At 70.5% G+C, this 17,536-nt stretch carries 14 protein-coding genes; 10 read left to right on the top strand and 4 right to left on the bottom strand.

Annotated features, from left to right (window positions below; all coding sequences use genetic code 11):
* The first annotated feature begins 171 nt into the window (after window positions 1-171).
* Complete coding sequence (locus tag WMF46_RS16940; protein ID WP_437986557.1) at window positions 172-1,176, top strand: hypothetical protein; 1,005 nt, start codon at window positions 172-174, stop codon at window positions 1,174-1,176.
* Window positions 1,177-1,245: 69 nt separating this feature from the next.
* Here WMF46_RS16940 and crcB read toward each other — a convergent pair whose 3' ends face one another.
* Window positions 1,246-1,629 carry a fluoride efflux transporter CrcB gene (crcB, locus tag WMF46_RS16945; protein ID WP_437986558.1) on the bottom strand — a complete coding sequence of 128 codons (384 nt, stop codon included), beginning with the start codon at window positions 1,627-1,629 and terminating at the stop codon, window positions 1,246-1,248.
* 114 nt (window positions 1,630-1,743) lie between these two features.
* Window positions 1,744-2,589: an ABC transporter ATP-binding protein gene (locus WMF46_RS16950; RefSeq protein WP_437910995.1), complete on the bottom strand. Its 846-nt coding sequence runs from the start codon at window positions 2,587-2,589 to the stop codon at window positions 1,744-1,746.
* A gap of 180 nt (window positions 2,590-2,769) precedes the next feature.
* On the opposite strand from WMF46_RS16950, the gene WMF46_RS16955 reads away from it, so the two are divergent.
* The 4 genes from WMF46_RS16955 to WMF46_RS16970 are packed head-to-tail and all read left to right on the top strand — an operon-like array spanning window position 2,770 to window position 7,839.
* Window positions 2,770-3,057, top strand: coding sequence for a hypothetical protein (locus WMF46_RS16955; protein ID WP_437986559.1), 288 nt, complete (start codon window positions 2,770-2,772; stop codon window positions 3,055-3,057).
* Window positions 3,058-3,072: 15 nt separating this feature from the next.
* Window positions 3,073-3,906, top strand: a complete 834-nt coding sequence (locus tag WMF46_RS16960) for a CheR family methyltransferase (protein WP_437872506.1) — start codon at window positions 3,073-3,075, stop codon at window positions 3,904-3,906.
* A gap of 19 nt (window positions 3,907-3,925) precedes the next feature.
* The gene (gene glnD / locus WMF46_RS16965) at window positions 3,926-6,787 is read left to right on the top strand and encodes a [protein-PII] uridylyltransferase (RefSeq protein WP_437986560.1); all 2,862 of its coding nucleotides are present in this window, start codon (window positions 3,926-3,928) and stop codon (window positions 6,785-6,787) included.
* Window positions 6,784-7,839: a tetratricopeptide repeat protein gene (locus WMF46_RS16970; RefSeq protein ID WP_437986561.1), complete on the top strand. Its 1,056-nt coding sequence runs from the start codon at window positions 6,784-6,786 to the stop codon at window positions 7,837-7,839. The genes glnD and WMF46_RS16970 overlap by 4 nt, the downstream gene beginning before the upstream one ends.
* Window positions 7,840-7,893: 54 nt before the next feature.
* Here WMF46_RS16970 and WMF46_RS16975 read toward each other — a convergent pair whose 3' ends face one another.
* Both WMF46_RS16975 and WMF46_RS16980 read right to left on the bottom strand, forming a co-directional pair.
* A complete protein-coding gene (locus WMF46_RS16975) occupies window positions 7,894-8,799 on the bottom strand; it encodes a ParB/RepB/Spo0J family partition protein (protein WP_437872509.1) in 906 nt (301 codons plus the stop codon).
* A complete protein-coding gene (locus WMF46_RS16980; protein WP_437986562.1) occupies window positions 8,796-9,731 on the bottom strand; it encodes a ParA family protein in 936 nt (311 codons plus the stop codon). Before WMF46_RS16980 ends, WMF46_RS16975 begins: the two co-directional genes overlap by 4 nt.
* 691 nt (window positions 9,732-10,422) lie before the next feature.
* Between WMF46_RS16980 and WMF46_RS16985 the strand changes: the two genes are divergently transcribed.
* The 5 genes from WMF46_RS16985 (at window position 10,423) to lon (ending at window position 17,505) form a co-directional block, all read left to right on the top strand.
* The gene (locus WMF46_RS16985) at window positions 10,423-10,587 is read left to right on the top strand and encodes a hypothetical protein (RefSeq protein WP_012235776.1); all 165 of its coding nucleotides are present in this window, start codon (window positions 10,423-10,425) and stop codon (window positions 10,585-10,587) included.
* A 266-nt stretch (window positions 10,588-10,853) separates the two neighbouring features.
* Window positions 10,854-12,122 carry a trigger factor gene (gene tig, locus WMF46_RS16990; RefSeq protein WP_437553051.1) on the top strand — a complete coding sequence of 423 codons (1,269 nt, stop codon included), beginning with the start codon at window positions 10,854-10,856 and terminating at the stop codon, window positions 12,120-12,122.
* Between the two features lie 296 nt (window positions 12,123-12,418).
* Entirely contained in the window at window positions 12,419-13,063 is a 645-nt protein-coding gene (locus tag WMF46_RS16995) for an ATP-dependent Clp protease proteolytic subunit (RefSeq protein WP_012235778.1), read from the top strand.
* A gap of 482 nt (window positions 13,064-13,545) precedes the next feature.
* Entirely contained in the window at window positions 13,546-14,802 is a 1,257-nt protein-coding gene (gene clpX, locus WMF46_RS17000; protein WP_012235779.1) for an ATP-dependent Clp protease ATP-binding subunit ClpX, read from the top strand.
* Between the two features lie 210 nt (window positions 14,803-15,012).
* The gene (gene lon / locus WMF46_RS17005) at window positions 15,013-17,505 is read left to right on the top strand and encodes an endopeptidase La (protein ID WP_437986563.1); all 2,493 of its coding nucleotides are present in this window, start codon (window positions 15,013-15,015) and stop codon (window positions 17,503-17,505) included.
* Window positions 17,506-17,536 lie beyond the last annotated feature (31 nt).

Genomic DNA, 17,536 nt, shown 5'->3' on the forward strand with positions numbered 1-17,536 from the left:
GCGCTTCGCGCGCGCCGCACCCTGCCATGCGCGTCCCTGCTGGCGGCCGCGTGCCGTGTCCCGGGTATGGTGCGCCCCTGAGCGTCATCGGATCGGGCTGTCGCGACGTGACTGTGCTCGCTGGAGTGCTCCCTTTCCTTTCATTGACGCCTTCTCATAGCTTCTTCTTTCATGGCCATTTCCAAGACCAAGAAGCCCGCGCCGGCGGTATCGCCGGCCGAGGTACCGACCGTCTCACCCGCCACCATCACCCTCGACGCGCTCGCGAGGGAGCTCGGCCCCGCGGATGGCGCGTTCGCCGCAGGCACCTACGCGGGCATCCCCGAGGAGGACCTCGTCGCCGAAGGGACGCGCATCGACTCGCAGAGCCTCATCGATGACGCCCCGCACTTCGTCGCCTCGGCGCGGCGGATCCTGGGCTCGCTGTCCGAGGCGCAGCGCGGCAAGGTGCGCATGCCCGCGGCGCTCTTGCCGCTGCTCGTCGCCGAGGCGGGCAGGCTCCAGGCGATGAAGCGGTCGCACGACGCGGAGGCGACCGAGGCGGCCGGCGCGAGGGCCGCGCTCGAGGTGCAGGAGCGGAGCGCGATGCGCGACGGCATCGGCGAGCGTGATCTCTGCTACGACGGCCTGCGCAACGCGCTCGGCGCTCGCCGCATGGCGCGGGTCGACGCCGTCGTGGGGCGCGCCGACTCCTCCGAGAGCCTCGCCAAGGGCCTCGAGGCGCTCGCGAGCTTCATCGACGAGACCCGAAGGGCCGATCCGGCGCAGGACGCGAAGCTCCTCGAGGACTACGGCGTCGGTGCCGAGTGCGCGGCCGCGCTCCGGGTCACGGCGCAGCGGGTGCGCGGCGTCGCCAGCGTCCAGATCGCCGCGGGGCGACGGGTGACGCAGCGCGCGCTCGATCTGCAGGACGGACGGGTCGCGATCGTGATCGAGAAGATTCTCCGCGCCTTCCGCGCGGCGCGCCGGGTCGATGGAACGATCCTGGTCCCCGAGCTGAACAAGGCCGCATGGATGTTCGAGGCCCGCTCCGGCAGCTCCGGCAAGAAGCCCCCGCCCGCCGGAGAAAAGCCCTCGTCCGGCGCAGAGACGCCCCCGCCCGCCGCCGGCGGAGCGCCGGGCGCTGCACCGCCGGCGCAGGGAGAGACGACGCCGAGCCTCGGCGCCGACGGCTGAGCCTCATCCCCCAGGACCACGGGCGGCGCCGCCTGCCGCCCGCGCCCTCCACGGCCCGTCTCCACGCCTTCAGCCCGCGATGAGCCGCCTCGTGATGACCATGCCGAGGACGCCGGCGAGCAAGCAAGCGACCAGCGTGATCGCGATGTTGGTGAGCCCCGCCGCCCACGACTTGTACTCGATGAGCCGGATCGTCTCGTTGTTGAAGCTCGAGTACGTGGTGAAGCCGCCCATCACGCCGGTGCTCAGGCTGAGGCGGAGCGTGGGCGACAGGAGCTCCGTCGTCGCGGCGATCTCTCCGATGGCGCCGAGCAAGAACGACCCGATCACGTTGACCGCGAGCGTCCCATACGGAAATCCGGCGCCGAAGCGCTGCTCGCACCACGTCGAGAGCCCGTAGCGGGCGAGGGTCCCCGCTGCACCGCCGAGGCCGATCCAGAACCACCGATCCATTCGTTTCGCCTCGTCGCTCGGGTCGAGATCACCGTGGCCAGTGGCGGTAACCTTGCGTCCGCCCCGCCGCTGGCCCGACGCGCGCGCGGGCGGAGCGCCGCGCACCTGCGCGCCCTACTCCGCCGCCTTCCTGAACTCGATCACCCGCCCGCCCGTGCTGTCCGCCAGCGCAGGCCGGTTCACCCGCGACACCTCATCCGTCGCCACCCCCGACGCCGCGATGAACTGGCGCGCCTGCTCGTTGTCGCCGTGCGCCAGCTCGTCCGGCGTCCCCGACGCGACGACGCGCCCCTGGATCACGAGGAACGCCTGGTGCGCGATGCGGAACGTGCTCGCCATGTCGTGCGAGATCACCACGCTCGTCACCTTGAAGCGCGCCCGCGTCTCCTCGATCAGGTCGTCGACCATCCGGCTCGTCAGCGGATCGAGCCCGCTGGTCGGCTCGTCGTAGATGAGGATCTCGGGCTCGAGCATCAGCGCGCGCGCCAGGCCCACGCGCTTGCGCTGCCCGCCGGACAGCTCCGACGGCATCCGGTCCTCCTTGTTCTCGAGGCCGAGCGAGTTCAGCATGCCCACGACCTTGTCGCGGATGTCTCGCTTCGACATGTGCTTCCGGTGCTCGCGCAGCGGGAACGCCACGTTGTCGAAGATCGTCAGCGAGTCGAGCAGCGCCGCGTACTGGAACACCATGCCGAACCGCTGGCGCATCCGGTTCATCTCGAAATCGTCGAGCGCGCCCATGTCCACGCCGTCGACCCAGATGTGGCCGGTGGTCGGCCGCTCCAGCCCGATGAGCAGCCGGAGCAGCGTGGTCTTGCCGGCGCCCGACCCGCCGATGATCACCGCCGTCTCGGTCCGCCGGAGGTGCATCGTGATGCCGTGCAGCACCTTCGTCGCCCCGAACGATTTCTTGATGTCGTCGACGAAGAGGTGATCCTCCGGCTGCCACCCCGGCGGCATGTTGCCCACCTGCTGCGCCTCCGGGGGGGCCCCTCGCGGGGGGGGCTGGCTGGGCGGCCTTCTCGACATCCGCACAGTACGGTACCACGGAGGGGGCCCCGCAGGACGCCGATCGCCTTGCATCACGGTAAGGGCGAGCACGTGCTTGACGCGGCAGGGCGCGGGACGGAAACGTTGCTCATGACCGACGACCTACTCAAGGCAGCCCTCGAGACGGCAGAGGCGAAGACCGACAAAGACGGCTGGGCCGAGCTCCCTGAAGGGCGCGTGCTCACGATCTACGCCGCGCACGACGGCGTGTCGCTCCCGGTGACCAAGATCGAGGCCGTGTCGAGCGCGGGCGGGCTCCTCAAGGCGCGCAGCACCAAGGGCGAGACGTTCGTGCTCGCGCTGAAGGACGTGTTCGCCATCGCCCTCGACGGCGGCGGCAAGGGAGCCCAGACCAGGAAAGCCGGCTTCCTCGGCTGATCGCGACGACCTTCGATGGCCCGATCGTCGAGAGCGGGAGGAGGTCCTGCGGCGCGGTCCGCCCAGCGGGCCGTCGACCTCGCGCTCGCCGAGCTGCAGCGCCGGTTCGGCCTGGGCCGCAGCCTCGCCGCCCCGGGCTGGGTGCGCGAGCGGGTCCTCGCCGTGCTCAGCGCCGTGGCCGCGCGCCACGGCGTGTCGCCGCTCGCGGCCGCCGAGCGGCTGCGGGACGACAGGGAGGCCATCGAGGAGATCGTCAGCGCGCTCCGCGTCGGCGAGACGCGCTTCTACCGCGACCCGATCATCTGGGAGGCCATCGCCACCTCGGTGCTGCCCAGGCTCCCGCCCGACCTGCCCATCGCCGGCCTCTCGGCCGGGTGCAGCACCGGCGAGGAGGCCTATACCCTGGCGATGGTGCTCGCGAGCGCGGGCCGCCGCTTCAGCGTGCTCGGGGTCGACCGCGCCGCTCCGGCGATCGAGGCGGCGCGCGAGGCCGTCTACTCCGCCGAGGCCGTCGACCAGCTCCCCCCGTCCTTCGTTCAGCGCTACTGTGAAGAGAAGGGCGGCGCGCTGCACGTCGGCCAGCAGCTCCGCGACGTCGTGTCCTTCGAGGTCTGCGACCTGGTGCACGCCGTGCCGAGCGGCGGGTTCCAGATCATCTTCTTCAAGAACGTGCTCCTGTATCTCGCAGAGCCCGCCGGCGACGCGGTGGCGCGCCGCCTCGCGGCCGAGCTCGGCCCGGGCGGGCTCCTGTTCTCCGCCGCGAGCGAGGCGCCGCGCCTCTGCGGCGCCGGCCTCACGCCGGTCAAGGTGAACGCGCACGTCACCGCCTTCCGCGCCCCGGGCGCCTGAGAAAGCAGAACGACACCGCATGAGCGTCGACCTCTCCCCCACGTCCAGGCCCAGCGGGCTCGTCGAGCTCCGAGCCGCCTATGCGCGCGAGCGCGCCGAGCTCGATCGCACGGCGCCGAGCGGCCCCACGCCGGCCGCGGACCCGGCCGCCGTCGGTGTCGCCCTGGGGCGGCGCCACGCGCGCCTGCTCGACGATCTCCTGGCGCGCCTCTTCCACCTGCTGCGCGAGTCCGGCGGGCCCAGCCGCAAGGAGTGGGACTCGGTCGCGATCGCCGGCGTCGGAGGCTACGGCCGCGGCGCGGTCGCGCTGCGGAGCGACCTCGATCTGCGCATCCTCGCCCACAACGCCCAGCGCGCCAGCGCCATCGCGGACGCGCTGCTCTACCCGCTCTGGGACATGGGGGTCGCCGTGGGGCACCAGGTCGTCACCATCGACGACCTCATCGACGGCGCGCGCGAGGACCTGCCCACCGCGACGAGCCTGCTCGACTGGCGGCACGTCGTCGGCGACGCGTCGCTGTCGGAGTCGCTCTGGCAGCGCGCCTCGTCGGGCATCTTCGCGCACTCGGAGCTGCCCCGCTTCATCGAGCGGCTCGGGAAGGAGATCTCGCAGCGGCACGAGCGCTTCGGCGGCTCGGTCTACCTCCTGGAGCCGGACGTGAAGAACGGCGCGGGCGGGCTGCGCGATCTCGACGTCGCCCGCTGGGCCGCGAAGGCGCGCTACGGCGTCGGCGAGTTCGACGCGCTCGTCCGCTTCGGCGCGCTCGTCGCCCGCGAGGCGGACGAGATCCGGAGCGCCGCGGAGATGCTCTGGCGCATCCGCAACCTGCTCCACGCCCACTCCGGGCGGAGGACCGACCGGCTGACGTTCGACGAGCAAGAGCTCTGCGCAGGCGCGCTCGGCTACAGCAAGGGCGCCGGTCCGGCCGACGCCGGCCGGAAGGGCGCGCCGCCCCCCGGCGAGGCCGCCGTGTCGCCCGAGGCGATCGAGCGGATGATGAGCGACTACTACCGGAGCGCCCGGACCATCTCGCGCTCCCTCGACATGATCGTCTCGCGCGCCACGCCGACGCTGACGCGGCGCCGCCGCCGCGACGAGGACCTCGGCGCCGGGGTCCGCCTCTTCGACGGCTGCATCACGATGAGCGATCCGGATCTGCTGAGGACCGATCCGGCGATCGCGCTGCGGCTCGTCTCCGAGGCCGTCGAGCGCGGCGTGCCGCTCTTGCCCTACGCGCGCGGCGCGATCGTCCGCGCCGCCGGCGATCCGGCGTTCTGCGCGGCGCTCCGCGAGAGCCCCGAGGCCGCCGAGCGGTTCCGGACCCTCGTCGCCACGTGCAAGGAGACGGAGCTGCAGAGCGGCTCGGTCGTCCGCGAGCTGCACGACCTCGGCCTCCTGCTCGCGATGATCCCGGAGTTTTTGCCGGTCGTCGGGCGCGTCCACCACGACGTCTACCACGTGTACACGGTCGACGTTCACTCGGTCGCCGCGGTCGATCGGCTGGCGGCGCTCGTGCGGGGCGAGCTCGCGGGCGAGTTCGGGCTCGCGTGCCGGCTCGCCGCCGAGGCGACGCGGCCGACGATGCTGTTCTTCGCCACGCTCCTGCACGACGTGGGCAAGGCGATCGGGGGCACCGATCACAGCGGGCGCGGCGCCGAGATGGCCCGGAAGATCCTGGCGCGGCTCGGCTTCCCTCAGGAGGACATCGACGAGGCGTGCCACCTCGTGCTGAAGCACCTCGTGATGTACCTCATCGCGACCCGGCGCGATCTCGATGATCCCGCGACGATCTCGGAGTTCTGCCAGGAGGTGCACGGCCGCGAGGGGCTGCGCGATCTCTACCTGCTCACGGTCGCCGACATCTCGACCACGAGCCCCACGTCGATGACGTCGTGGAAGGCGCGCATGCTCGACGAGCTGTACCTCTCCGCGGACAGGGCCCTGCGCGGCGCGCGCGAGGACGCGGGGTCGTTCGACATCGACGACCAGCGCATGGCCCGCGCGATCAGCGGCACGGTCGGCGCCCTCGAGGACCTCCCGGCCGCGAGCGAGGCCGAGCGGCGCGCGCAGCGGGACTTCCTGGCCCGCTACCTCGCGTCGATGCCCGAGCGCTACCTGCTCGCGAACAGCCCGGCCGCGATCGCCGCGCACTCGGAGCTCGCCCGGCAGCAGCAGTCCGGCGCCAACAGCGTCTCGGTCGCGCTCGTCCCGTCGCGCCACCCGGAGGCCGCGGAGGTCTGCGTGGTGGCGCCGGATCGCCCCGGCTTGCTCGCGGCGATCACGGCCGCGCTCGCGGCCTCGCGCCTCGAGGTCCACGCGGCGCAGATCCACTCGCGCGCGTGCGACGACCACGGGATGGACGACGGCGGCGTGATCCGCGCGAGGGCGGGCTCGTCCCCGCCCGCCGGCGTGCGCCTGCAGGCCGTCGACCTGTTCTGGGTGCGCGACCGCGGCGAAGGGGTAGGGGGGGTGGCGCGCGCCATCCCGAAGCTCGTGACCGACATCCAGGCGGTGCTCTCGGGGCAGCTCTCCGGGGCCGAGCTCGCCAAGAAGCGCCGGGGCGGCGCGCTGCGCGAGCGCCCGACGCCGAAGGTCCGGACGCAGATATCCATCGACGATCGCGCCTCGCACCACACGGTGATCGAGGTCCTCACGCGCGATCGCCCCGGCCTCCTGTTCGCGATCTCGGACGCGCTCTACCAGCTCGGCCTCTCGATCTCGGTCGCCAAGATCAACACGGAGGGGACGCGCGTGGCCGACGTGTTCTACGTGAGCGACGCGGACGGGACGAAGATCGCGAACGGCAAGCGGACGCAAGAGGTGGAGGAGCGGCTGCACGCGGTCCTCCAGGGCCTGGACGGCGAAGGGAGTGTCGGATGAACGAGAGCTGGTTTACGCGCGCGGTGTGGACGACGACGGCGAGGCCCGCCGCGCAGCGGGTCCTGGCGGCAGCGGCGCTCGCCGCGTGGGTCGCGGCGTGCGGGGGGGCGCAGGAGCCCCAGCGCGACCCGCTCCTGGCCGATCCGCCCGAAGGCAGCGACGCGGCGGCCTCGAAGGGCGCGTCGTCCACGGCGCTGGACCGGGGCATCGCGTACATCAAGAACGAGAAGTACGAGGAGGCGAAGCAGCACCTCCTCCAGGCGATCGAGCACGAGCCAGGCAGCGCCGAGGCGCACTACTACCTCGGCCTCGCGAACGAGAAGACGAACGATCGCGCCGGCGCCGAGGCGTCGTACAAGAAGGCGCTCGCGAGCGATCCCAAGCTCGAGGCCGCCGCGCTGAACCTGGCCGCGCTCTACCTGGACGAGCCGCCTCGGCCGGACGAGGCGATCGCGGTGCTCTCGAAGGCGATCGAGCAGGCGCCGGACCGGGCGGCGCTCCACCAGAACCTGGGCTACGCGTACGGGCTGAAGGGCGACGTCGCGAACGCGAGCAAGCACTACGAGGCGGCGCTCAAGGCGGAGGACTCGGCCGCCACGCGCTTCGCCTACGGCGCGATGCTGTTCGAGGCGAAGGTGCTCGACCGGGCCGCGGCCGAGCTCAGGAAGGCGCTCGCTGCGACCGGCGACGACGTGGCGACGATCGCGACGATCGGGCGGATGCTCGGGCCGGCGAAGGCCTACGCCGACTGCGTGGCGGCGTTCGACCGCGCCATCAAGCTGAAGCCGGAGGCCGAGTTCCACGTGCGCCGCGGGACGTGCCGCCACGAGCTCGGCGACGAGCCGGGGGCGCGCGCCGACTACCAGGCGGCGATCAAGGTGGACCCGCGGTTCGCGGCCGCGCACTACTACCTCGGCCTGTCGTTCCTGGCCGAGCGCAAGCCGCAGAGCGCGATCGCCGCGCTCACCGAGGCCGGGAAGCACGGCGGCGACACCGAGATCGGCAAGCGCGCCCGCGCCAAGGTGAAGGAGCTCAGCGCCAGGCTGAAGTAGCGCCCGGCCGCGCGCCTTCGGGCGCGCGCGGGCGAGGGGGCCGGCCGCGCAGGGTCACGCGCCGAGCAGCGCGATGATCCTGTCGAGCTCGTCGAGCGAGCCGTAGGTGATGCCGAGCTCGCCGTGGCCGCCCTCGTCGCGCACCTCGACGCGGGTCCCGAGCCGCCGCGCGAGCCGCGCCTCCAGGTCCTTGATCGCGGGCGACTTCCCGCCGCGCTTCTTCTCGCCCGGCTCCTCGCCCTCGGCGGCCCGGAGCTCCTTCTCCTTCGCCGCCTTGATCAGCGCCTCGACCTTGCGGACGGGGAGCTTGCCGTGGACGGTCCGCTCCGCGACGTCGGCCATCACCTTGTCGCTGGGCGCGCCGAGCAGCGCGCGCGCGTGGCCCTCGCTGAGCTCGCGCGAGATGACCATGGTGCGGATCCGCGGCGGCAGCCGGAGCAGCCGGAGCGAGTTGACGATCGTCGTGCGGTCCTTGCCGACGCGCTCGGCGAGGGTCTGGTGCGTGTAGCTGTGCTCGCGCAGCAGCCGGTCGAACGCCTCGGCGATCTCGATCGGGTTGAGGTCGGCTCGCTGCACGTTCTCGACGAGCGCGAGCTCGAACGCCTCCTTGGGGGAGACGTCCTTGACGACGACGAGCACCTCCCTGAGCCCCGCGCGCTGCGCGGCGCGCCACCGCCGCTCGCCCGCGATGAGCTCGAAGGCGTCGTTCCCCGCCTGCGTCCTGCGCACGATGAGCGGCTCGATGAGCCCGTGCTCGCGGATGCTGCCGGTGAGCTCCTCCAGCTCCGTCTCGTCGAAGTGCTGCCGCGGCTGCCCCTTCTGCGGGACGATCTTCTCGATCGCGCACACGAACACGCTGCGCCCCTCGGCCGCGGTCGCTGTCGCCGGCGGCGCCGCGGGGAGCAGGGCGTCGAGCCCTCGTCCGAGCGCGCGCCGCGCCCCTTTCTGATCGGCATTCATGATCTGGGTCGTGCGTCCCTCGCGGGCTCTCCGGGGTTCTGCGGGGGCGAAGGCTCGGCCGGTGGCTTCGCCTCCGCGGCGTCCCCGCGCGGCCGCTGCTTCGTGTCGGCCGCGGCGGCGGGCGGGCCGTCCAGGATCTCGCGCGCGAGGCTCAGGTAGCCCTGCGCCCCCTTCGACTGCGCGTCGTAGAGCAGCGCCGGCTTGCCGTGCGACGGCGCCTCGCTGAGCTTCACGTTGCGCGGGATGATCGCGTCGAAGACGCGGAAGTGCGCCTTCACCTCGTCGGCCACCTGGTGGGTGAGCGAGTTGCGCCCGTCGTACATCGTGAGGACGACGCCCTCGACCGTGAGCTCCGGGTTGAAGGCGCTCCGCACCCGGTCGATGGTCGCCATCAGGTGCGTCAGCCCCTCGAGCGCGTAGTACTCGCACTGGAGCGGCACGAGCACCCGGTGCGCCGCGGTGAGCGCGTTCAGCGTCAGGAGCCCGAGCGACGGCGGGCAATCGAGCACGACGTAGTCGTAGCCCGCGAGCTGCGGGCGCAGGGCGTTGCGCAGCCGCACCGCGCGGTCATCCGCGTCGACCAGCTCGAGCTCCGCCGCGACGAGGTCCTGAGTCGCGGGCACCACGCCGAGGAGCGGCACCTCGGTCGCGACGATCGCGTCCTTCAGCGCCGCCCGCCCGATCAGGACGTCGTAGAGGGACAGCTCGAAGCTCCCGCGCCGCACGCCGACGCCGCTCGACGCGTTCCCCTGCGGATCGCAGTCGACGAGCAGCGTACGGCACTCTGCCGCGGCGAAGCTCGCGGCCAGGTTGACCGAGGTCGTGGTCTTGCCGACGCCCCCCTTCTGGTTGGCGACGGCGAAGATGACAGGCGAAGGCTTGGGGGCGGAGCCGGGCTTGCCGGGCGCGCCCCCCTCGTTGGGCGATGGCATCGTGCTGTGTCGCGTCCGACCAGGCTGCTTACACGACCCCCATCGGCACGTCGAGAGAAGCGGGCGCCTCGACACAAACGTTCGACCGAGCGTGCGGGTCTGTCCTGCGGTCGACCCAGCGCGCGGACCCAGCGCGCTGCCGCCGCGGGCGCCCCGGGACGCCCTGGACGCTGGGCTGCGGCGCCCAGGACTCGCCCTGGACGCCGGGCTGGAGCGCCCTCGGGGGCGTGACCCGCGCGGGGCGTCGTCACCCGCTCGCCGCCATCCCATCGATCGCTTGCCGGATTGTTGGCCTGAACGGCAGGGATATCTACAGTGCCCACATGTCGCTTGATGTAGGCAAAGGTGGCCGAACGGCGAAGGCATGGGCGCGCGGTCGAGCCTCGAGGCGAGGCCGCTGCTTCGGCCTCGGCGGGGCGCTGCTCGCCTGCTGCGACCCGGGGCCCGTCGATCGGGTCCTTGCTCGCGCCTTCTGGGGCGACGGGCGCGGCCCTGCGCCGCTCGCCCCTGCGCAGGTCCTCGTGCTTTCGCCTTCGCTTCAACGCAGGTCGGCGATCGGCTCGCGCCGTCGTCCACCCTCGACCTCGAGTCGCGGGACGACGTCGACCGCCCCTTGATCACGGACGTGGTGCCCAGCTTCGCCGAGCAGACCGACGCACCGACGTCGCCTCGGCACATGTGAGGAGGACAGATGCCGCTTCCCAGGTCGTATCAGAGCTTCTCAGAGTTCGAGCGGGAGATTCTCCGCCCGAGCCGTGTCGGCTTCTCGCTCGAGGACATCGTCGAGGAGGAGGGGTCCTTCGACGCCGAGCTCGACTTCGACAAGGACCCCTTCGACGTCTCGGACGACGACTGAGCGCGGCGGCGCGGCGGCGGTGGTGTGCGGCATGGCTTCAACGTCCTCGCACGTCCTCGCGGTCGCGCTCGGCGCTGCTGCTCCGTCGCATCACCAGCGCCGGCGCTGCGCGGCGCTGAACATCAGCTTGCACGATCCCTCCCGGGATCCGAGCCCCGGCGGCCGCCTCTCCGCCGGGGCTCCTTTTTTTTAAAGCAGTGTCCTGTCGCTCGTCTTGACCCCCCCAGCGACGCGTGGCACGAGTGCCGCCCTTCGAAAAAACCGCCATGCAAGTCAACGTCGAAAAGCTTTCTCCCGTGCTGATGGAGTTTCAGGTGGAGGTCCCCGCGGACCGGGTCCGGAGCGAGGTCGACAAGGCCTATACGGCGCTCCAGCGGACGGCCCGGGTCCGGGGCTACCGGCCTGGCAAGGCGCCGCGCCAGGTGCTCGCGCACCTCTACGGCGGCCGCATCCACGCCGATGTCGCCCAGCGGCTCGTCGACGCCACGCTGAACCAGGCGCTCGCCGACAAGCAGGTGCAGCCCCTGTCCCAGCCGGCGATCGCGCCCACCGAGCTCCGCCCTGACGACGCGTTCTCCTACAAGGCCCGCTTCGAGGTCCGCCCCGACATCGCCGAGGTGAAGTGGGAGGGCTTCGAGGTGAAGCGCCCCTCGACCACGCCGAGCGACGAGATGATCGACGCCGAGATCACCGCCCTCCGGCGCGAGCACTCGACGCTGCAGGCGCCCGAGCCGGAGCGCCCCGCGGCGAAGGGGGATGTCGCGACGATCGCGTTCACCCTCGAGGTCGGCGGCGCGCTGCGCGACACGAAGGAGCAGGAGATCGAGACCGAGCTCGGCAGCGGACAGGTCTTCAAGGAGATCGAGGACGCCCTCGCCGGGATGACGCCCGGCCAGTCGAAGGACGTCTCGGTCACGTTCTCCGAGCAGCACTCCAACGCGGATCTGCGGGGCAAGCAGGCGACCTTCCACATCACGCTGAAGGATCTGCGGGAGCGCATCTTCCCGGAGGTGGACGATGAGTTCGCGAAGGACTGCGGCGACGAGAGCCTGTCCGCGCTCCGCGAGTCGCTCCGCAAGAAGCTCGAGAAGGAGCTGACGCAGCGGGCGAGCGACGCCGTCGCCGAGCAGCTCGTTGTGGAGCTCTGCAAGGCGAACCCGATCCCGGTCCCGCCGTCGCTCGTCGATCAGCAGGCGCAGCTCGCCGAGCGCGAGCTGCTCGCGACGGCGCGGAGGCAGGGGCAGCGCGTCGATCCGACGCCGGAGTTCCGCGCCCGCGTGCGGCTCGACGCCGAGATGAAGGTGCGCGCGGGCCTGGTCATGGCCGAGATCGCGAAGGCGAAGGCGGTCAGGATCACCGAGGCCGACCTCGAGAAGGGCTACGAGGAGCTCGCCGAGCAGACCGGCAAGAACGTGGCGAAGATCAAGGCGGAGTACCGCGAGCCCCAGAAGCGCGAGCTCTTCGCCGGGATGATCCTCGAGGACAAGATCCTCGACATCATCGAGGCTGCGGCGAAGGTCGCCGACGCGAGCTAGCTTCGTCCAGCAGCGGTCCGGCGCGGAATGTCCGGACTCCTGCCCCGCACGCCGGCGCCTCAGCTCTGCTGCGCCGGCGTGCGCCGTTTGTCCAGGTCGCGCCTCTCGCGCTCTCGAGCTACGTCGGGCGCGCGCGGCTGGATCGAGCGGGCCGCGGCGCGCCGCGTGTTCCGTGCGCCATGGGCGAGCGGCCGATATTTCCGGTAACCTCGGGCGCGTTCGGTCTTGCGATCGGACGCAGTCTGGCCCAGGAGTAGAGCCCCTGCCGCGCGGCAGCGAACCCCCCGGAGCACCGGATGACCCGACGAGTCGAAACCCGCACCCAAGCCATCGAGTTTCTCGAACGCGAGAAGGCCTACATCCTCCCGACGGTCACCGAGGTGACCCACCGCGGCGAGCGGGAGTGGAACATCTTCAGCCGTCTCCTCAAGGATCGCATCGTCTTCATCGGCACGGAGATCGACGACTTCGTCGCGAACGCCGTGATCGCGCAGTTCCTCTTCCTGGAGAGCGAGGATCCCGAGAAGGAGATCCAGGTCTACATCAACAGCCCGGGCGGCGTGGTGACGTCGGGGCTCGCGATGTACGACACGATGCAGTACGTGCGTTGCCCGGTGTCGACGATGTGCATCGGCCAGGCCGCGTCGATGGGCGCCGTGCTGCTCGGCGCCGGTCGCAAGGGTCGGCGCTTCGCGCTGCCGCACGCGCGGATGATGATCCACCAGCCGCTCGGCGGCGCGCGCGGCCAGGCGACGGACATCGAGATCCAGGCGCGCGAGATCAAGAAGATCAAGGAGACGCTGATCGACATCCTCGTCGACGCGACCGGCAAGAACCGGGACGAGCTGGCGAAGGACATCGAGCGCGACTTCTACCTGAGCGCGACGCAGGCCAAGGAGTATGGCCTGATCGACGAGGTCTTCCCGAAGCGGAACAAGTAGGTGGCCGCGCCGCCGCGTCCGGCGGGCGTGCTCGGGGTGAAGGCCGGCGCGGCGTCGCCCCGGGTCGCGCCGCGGCGCGGCGTGGCGAGTCCGCGCCACGGCCCGCCGCTGTGGCGGGCGGGGCATTGCGCGCGGGCGCGCAGCAGCGGAGCACACGGGCCCGGCGCCTCACGCGCCGCGCTGCGCTCGCTCGATCCGCTGCTTTTCGCGTTTTTCGCGCGATGCGCGGCCGCTTCGGTGGCCGACTGCGGGGCGCCATCGGGTGATTCCCTGACTTCGGCCACAGGCTGGAGACCACCCCCGTTAGCTTGCGACGGTACGGGCACCGCACTAGAATCCGAGCGCGGCGTTTGGCTGCGCATCGCTGAAAATACAGGGGACGGTGGAAGCCGTTCCCGCCGCAAGTTGGAGGGGCCGCCGCCGCGGCGGGACCCCACCTCTCATTGAAGCGGTAGCGTCGGCAGACCGCACTGAGGGTCGAAGTGGAGCGAAGGCGGGACGATCACTCGAATGGCAATCTAAGCTGCTCTTTCTGCGGCAAGTCGCAGAAAGAGGTGAAGAAGCTCATCGCGGGCCCCACGGTGTACATCTGCGATGAGTGCATCGGGCTGTGCAATGACATCATCGCGGAGGAGGTCGAGAAGGACGAGCCGTACGCGGGGTCGACCCCGGTGCCCAAGCCCGCCGACATCAAAGCGACCTTGGACGAGTACGTCGTCGGCCAGAACCGCGCCAAGAAGATCCTCGCTGTAGCGGTGCACAACCACTACAAGCGCATCGACAGCCGGGTCTCCTCGGACGACGTGGAGCTGTCCAAGTCGAACATCCTCCTGCTGGGGCCGACGGGGTCCGGCAAGACCCTGCTCGCGCAGACGCTCGCCAAGATCATCAACGTCCCCTTCGCCATCGCGGACGCGACGACGCTGACCGAGGCAGGGTACGTCGGCGAGGACGTCGAGAACATCATCGTTCAGCTCCTGCAGAACGCGGATCACGACGTCGAGCGCGCGCAGCGCGGCATCGTCTACATCGACGAGATCGACAAGATCAGCCGGAAGAGCGACAACCCGAGCATCACCCGCGACGTCTCCGGAGAGGGCGTGCAGCAGGCGCTGCTCAAGATCATCGAGGGGACGATCGCCAATGTCCCCCCGAAGGGCGGGCGCAAGCACCCGCAGCAGGATTTCCTGCAGGTCGACACGACGAACATCCTGTTCATCTGCGGCGGCGCGTTCGTCGGGCTCGATCAGATCATCCAGCGGCGCATCGGCCAGAATACCCTCGGCTTCGGCGCGGACATCAAGGCGAAGAAGGACTTCAAGCTGGGCGACCTGCTCAGCGTCGTCCAGCCTGAGGACCTCCTCAAGTTCGGGCTCATCCCGGAGTTCATCGGGCGCCTGCCGGTCGTGGCGACGCTCCACGAGCTGAACGAGGAGGCGCTCATCGACATCCTCACGAAGCCGAAGAACAGCCTGGTCAAGCAGTACCAGAAGCTCTTCGAGATGGACGGGGTGAAGGTCAAGTTCACCCGCGGCGCGCTCGTCGCGGTGGCTCGCCAGGCCCTCGAGAGGAACAGCGGCGCCCGCGGTCTTCGCGCCATCCTCGAGTCGGCGATGCTCGACATCATGTACGACGTCCCGTCCCGTACGGGGATCAAGGAGGTCGTCGTCAGCGAGGACGTGATCGTGAAGCACGAGCCTCCGCTCATCGTGTACACGAAGGAGGCGGAGCTCGCGTAGCGCTCGCCCCCGGGGGGGCGGCGGGCCGGGGGCGCAAGGAGCGGCCCGAGCTGCGCCCTCGCCCCCCGGAGGCCTCTCCGAGCGTGCCGGCGCCGCGTGTCCCTGGAGGGCAGCGGGGCGAACCGGCGGAAGTTCAGCATCAGATCAAGGCATTTGTGACAACCGAGGCGGGGGTGCCCCGACCTCCCGATACTCCCGGAAAGACGGCGGATGTTCTTCAAGAACGACAGTGATCGCGGCAAGAACGCACCCGAGCGCGGGATCGTCCCGTTGCTCCCGCTTCGCGACATCATCGTCTTTCCACACATGGTCTCGCAGCTGTTCGTCGGGCGCGAGCGCAGCATCGCCGCGCTCGACGAGGCGATGAACCGCGGCAAGGAGATCTTCCTCGCCGCGCAGCGCAACGCGAAGACGAACGATCCGACGCCGGACGACATCTTCGGCGTCGGATCGGTCGGCGCGATCATGCAGCTGCTCCGCCTCCCGGACGGCACCGTCAAGGTCCTCATCGAGGGCAAGCGCCGGGCGCGCATCCGCCGCTACGTCCAGAGCGATGCGTACTTCCTGATCGAATACGACGAGATCGTCGAGAGCTCGGTCGCGAGCGTCGAGGTCGAGGCGCTGATGCGCTCGGTCCAGTCGACGTTCGAGATGTACGTCAAGCTCAACAAGAAGATCCAGCCCGAGGTCCTGATGGCGGTGCAGGCCATCGACGAGGCCTCGCGGCTGGCCGACACCATCATCGCCAACCTGCCGACCATCAAGCTGACCGACCGGCAGGCGCTGCTCGAGATGGAGGAGCCGCAGAAGCGGCTCGAGCGTCTCATCGAGTTGATGCAGGCCGAGATCGAGATTCTCCAGGTGGAGAAGAAGATCCGGAGTCGCGTCAAGAAGCAGATGGAGAAGACGCAGAAGGAGTACTATCTCAACGAGCAGATGCAGGCCATCCAGAAGGAGCTGGGCGGCGGCGAGCGCGACGAGTTCAAGAACGAGATCCAGGAGATCGAAGAGGCCCTCAAGACCAAGCGGATGAGCAAGGAGGCCGCCGCGAAGGTCAAGAAGGAGCTCAAGAAGCTGAAGATGATGCACCCCACGAGCGCCGAGGCGACCGTGGTGCGCAACTACATCGATTGGATCCTGGAGCTCCCCTGGTACGACAAGAGCGAGGAGCGTTATGACCTCGTCGAGGCCGAGCGGATCCTCGATGAGGACCACTACGGCCTCAAGAAGATCAAGGAGCGGATCCTCGAGTACCTGGCGGTCCAGGCGCTCACGAAGAAGCTCAAGGGTCCGGTGCTCTGCTTCGTGGGGCCGCCCGGCGTCGGCAAGACGAGCCTGGCGAAGTCGATCGCGCGCGCGACGGGGCGCAAGTTCGTGAGGCTGTCGCTCGGCGGCGTGCGCGACGAGGCGGAGATCCGCGGCCACCGGCGGACGTACATCGGCGCGCTGCCCGGCAAGCTGATCCAGTCGCTCAAGAAGGTCGGGACGAACAACCCCGTGTTCCTGCTCGATGAGGTCGACAAGATGTCGACCGACTTCCGCGGGGATCCGGCGGCTGCGCTGCTCGAGGTGCTCGATCCTGAGCAGAACCACACGTTCAACGACCACTACCTGGATCTCGATTACGACCTCTCCGACGTGATGTTCATCACGACGGCGAACACGCTCTCTGGCATCCCCGTGCCGCTCCAGGACCGCATGGAGGTCATCCAGCTCTCGGGATACACGGAGTTCGAGAAGCTGAACATCGCGGTGAAGTACCTCGTGCCCCGGCAGCGCAAGGAGTGCGGCCTCGAGGACGTGTCGCTCGACTTCACGGAGGGCGCGCTCCGGACGATCATCCACCACTACACGAAGGAGAGCGGCGTTCGCTCGCTGGAGCGCGAGATCGCGAGCGTCTGCCGCAAGGTGGCCAGGCGGGTGGTGTCCGACGGCAAGGAGAAGCCGATCGAGGTCGTCGCCAAGAGCATCCCGAAGTACCTCGGCGTCCCGAAGTACCGGCTCGGCCGGCGCGAGGAGCGCGATGAGGTGGGCCTCGTGAACGGCCTCGCCGTGACGAACGTCGGAGGCGATCTGCTCCCGGCCGAGGCGACGGTGGTGCCGGGCAAGGGCAAGCTCGTGATCACCGGGCTGCTCGAGAAGGGGATGGAGGAGAGCGGGCACGCGGCGATGAGCTATGTCCGCTCGCGCCTCGACCGCCTCGGGCTCGAGGCGGACGTCTATCAGAAGGTCGACATCCACATTCACTTCCCCGATTTCGTCCGCAAGGACGGGCCCAGCGCCGGCGTCACGATGGTGACCGCGCTCGTCAGCTCGCTCATGAAGGTGCCTGTCCGGAGGGATCTCGCGATGACGGGCGAGATCACCCTGCGCGGGCGCGTGATGCCGATCGGCGGGCTCAAGGAGAAGCTGCTCGCGGCCCACCGCGGCGGCATCGCGACCGTCATCCTGCCGAAGGAGAACCGGAAGGATCTCCGGGACGTGCCGCGGCGGGTGCTGAAGGCGCTGCGGCTCGTGCTCGTCGAGCACGTCGACGACGTGCTCCGTGAGGCGCTCATCCTGCCGGACGCCTATGCGATCTTCGGGCCGCCCAAGGGCGTCCTGGAGTACCGGGACGGCGAGCTCGTCGTCGAGGCGGCGCCGGTCAAGGCGCCGCCGGCCGCGGCGGGCGAGCCGACGCCGGCCGCGCCGCCCGGCGCGTGAGCGCGGCACCGTCGGATAGGCTGGCGGTCGC

This window comes from Sorangium sp. So ce117 (genome assembly GCF_051524395.1).
In the GTDB taxonomy this organism is placed as follows: domain Bacteria; phylum Myxococcota_A; class Polyangia; order Polyangiales; family Polyangiaceae; genus Sorangium; species Sorangium cellulosum_B.

Bases quoted from the DNA above. Each gene is read 5' to 3' on its own strand.
- crcB (WP_437986558.1), bottom strand. From the start codon at position 1,629: ATGGATCGGTGGTTCTGGATCGGCCTCGGCGGTGCAGCGGGGACCCTC.
- lon (WP_437986563.1), top strand. From the start codon at position 15,013: ATGTTCTTCAAGAACGACAGTGATCGCGGCAAGAACGCACCCGAGCGC.
- tig (WP_437553051.1), top strand. From the start codon at position 10,854: ATGCAAGTCAACGTCGAAAAGCTTTCTCCCGTGCTGATGGAGTTTCAG.
- WMF46_RS16970 (WP_437986561.1), top strand. From the start codon at position 6,784: ATGAACGAGAGCTGGTTTACGCGCGCGGTGTGGACGACGACGGCGAGG.
- WMF46_RS16980 (WP_437986562.1), bottom strand. From the start codon at position 9,731: ATGCCATCGCCCAACGAGGGGGGCGCGCCCGGCAAGCCCGGCTCCGCC.
- WMF46_RS16985 (WP_012235776.1), top strand. From the start codon at position 10,423: ATGCCGCTTCCCAGGTCGTATCAGAGCTTCTCAGAGTTCGAGCGGGAG.
- glnD (WP_437986560.1), top strand. From the start codon at position 3,926: ATGAGCGTCGACCTCTCCCCCACGTCCAGGCCCAGCGGGCTCGTCGAG.
- WMF46_RS16955 (WP_437986559.1), top strand. From the start codon at position 2,770: ATGACCGACGACCTACTCAAGGCAGCCCTCGAGACGGCAGAGGCGAAG.
- WMF46_RS16950 (WP_437910995.1), bottom strand. From the start codon at position 2,589: ATGCCGCCGGGGTGGCAGCCGGAGGATCACCTCTTCGTCGACGACATC.
- WMF46_RS16975 (WP_437872509.1), bottom strand. From the start codon at position 8,799: ATGAATGCCGATCAGAAAGGGGCGCGGCGCGCGCTCGGACGAGGGCTC.
- WMF46_RS16995 (WP_012235778.1), top strand. From the start codon at position 12,419: ATGACCCGACGAGTCGAAACCCGCACCCAAGCCATCGAGTTTCTCGAA.
- WMF46_RS16940 (WP_437986557.1), top strand. From the start codon at position 172: ATGGCCATTTCCAAGACCAAGAAGCCCGCGCCGGCGGTATCGCCGGCC.
- WMF46_RS16960 (WP_437872506.1), top strand. From the start codon at position 3,073: ATGGCCCGATCGTCGAGAGCGGGAGGAGGTCCTGCGGCGCGGTCCGCC.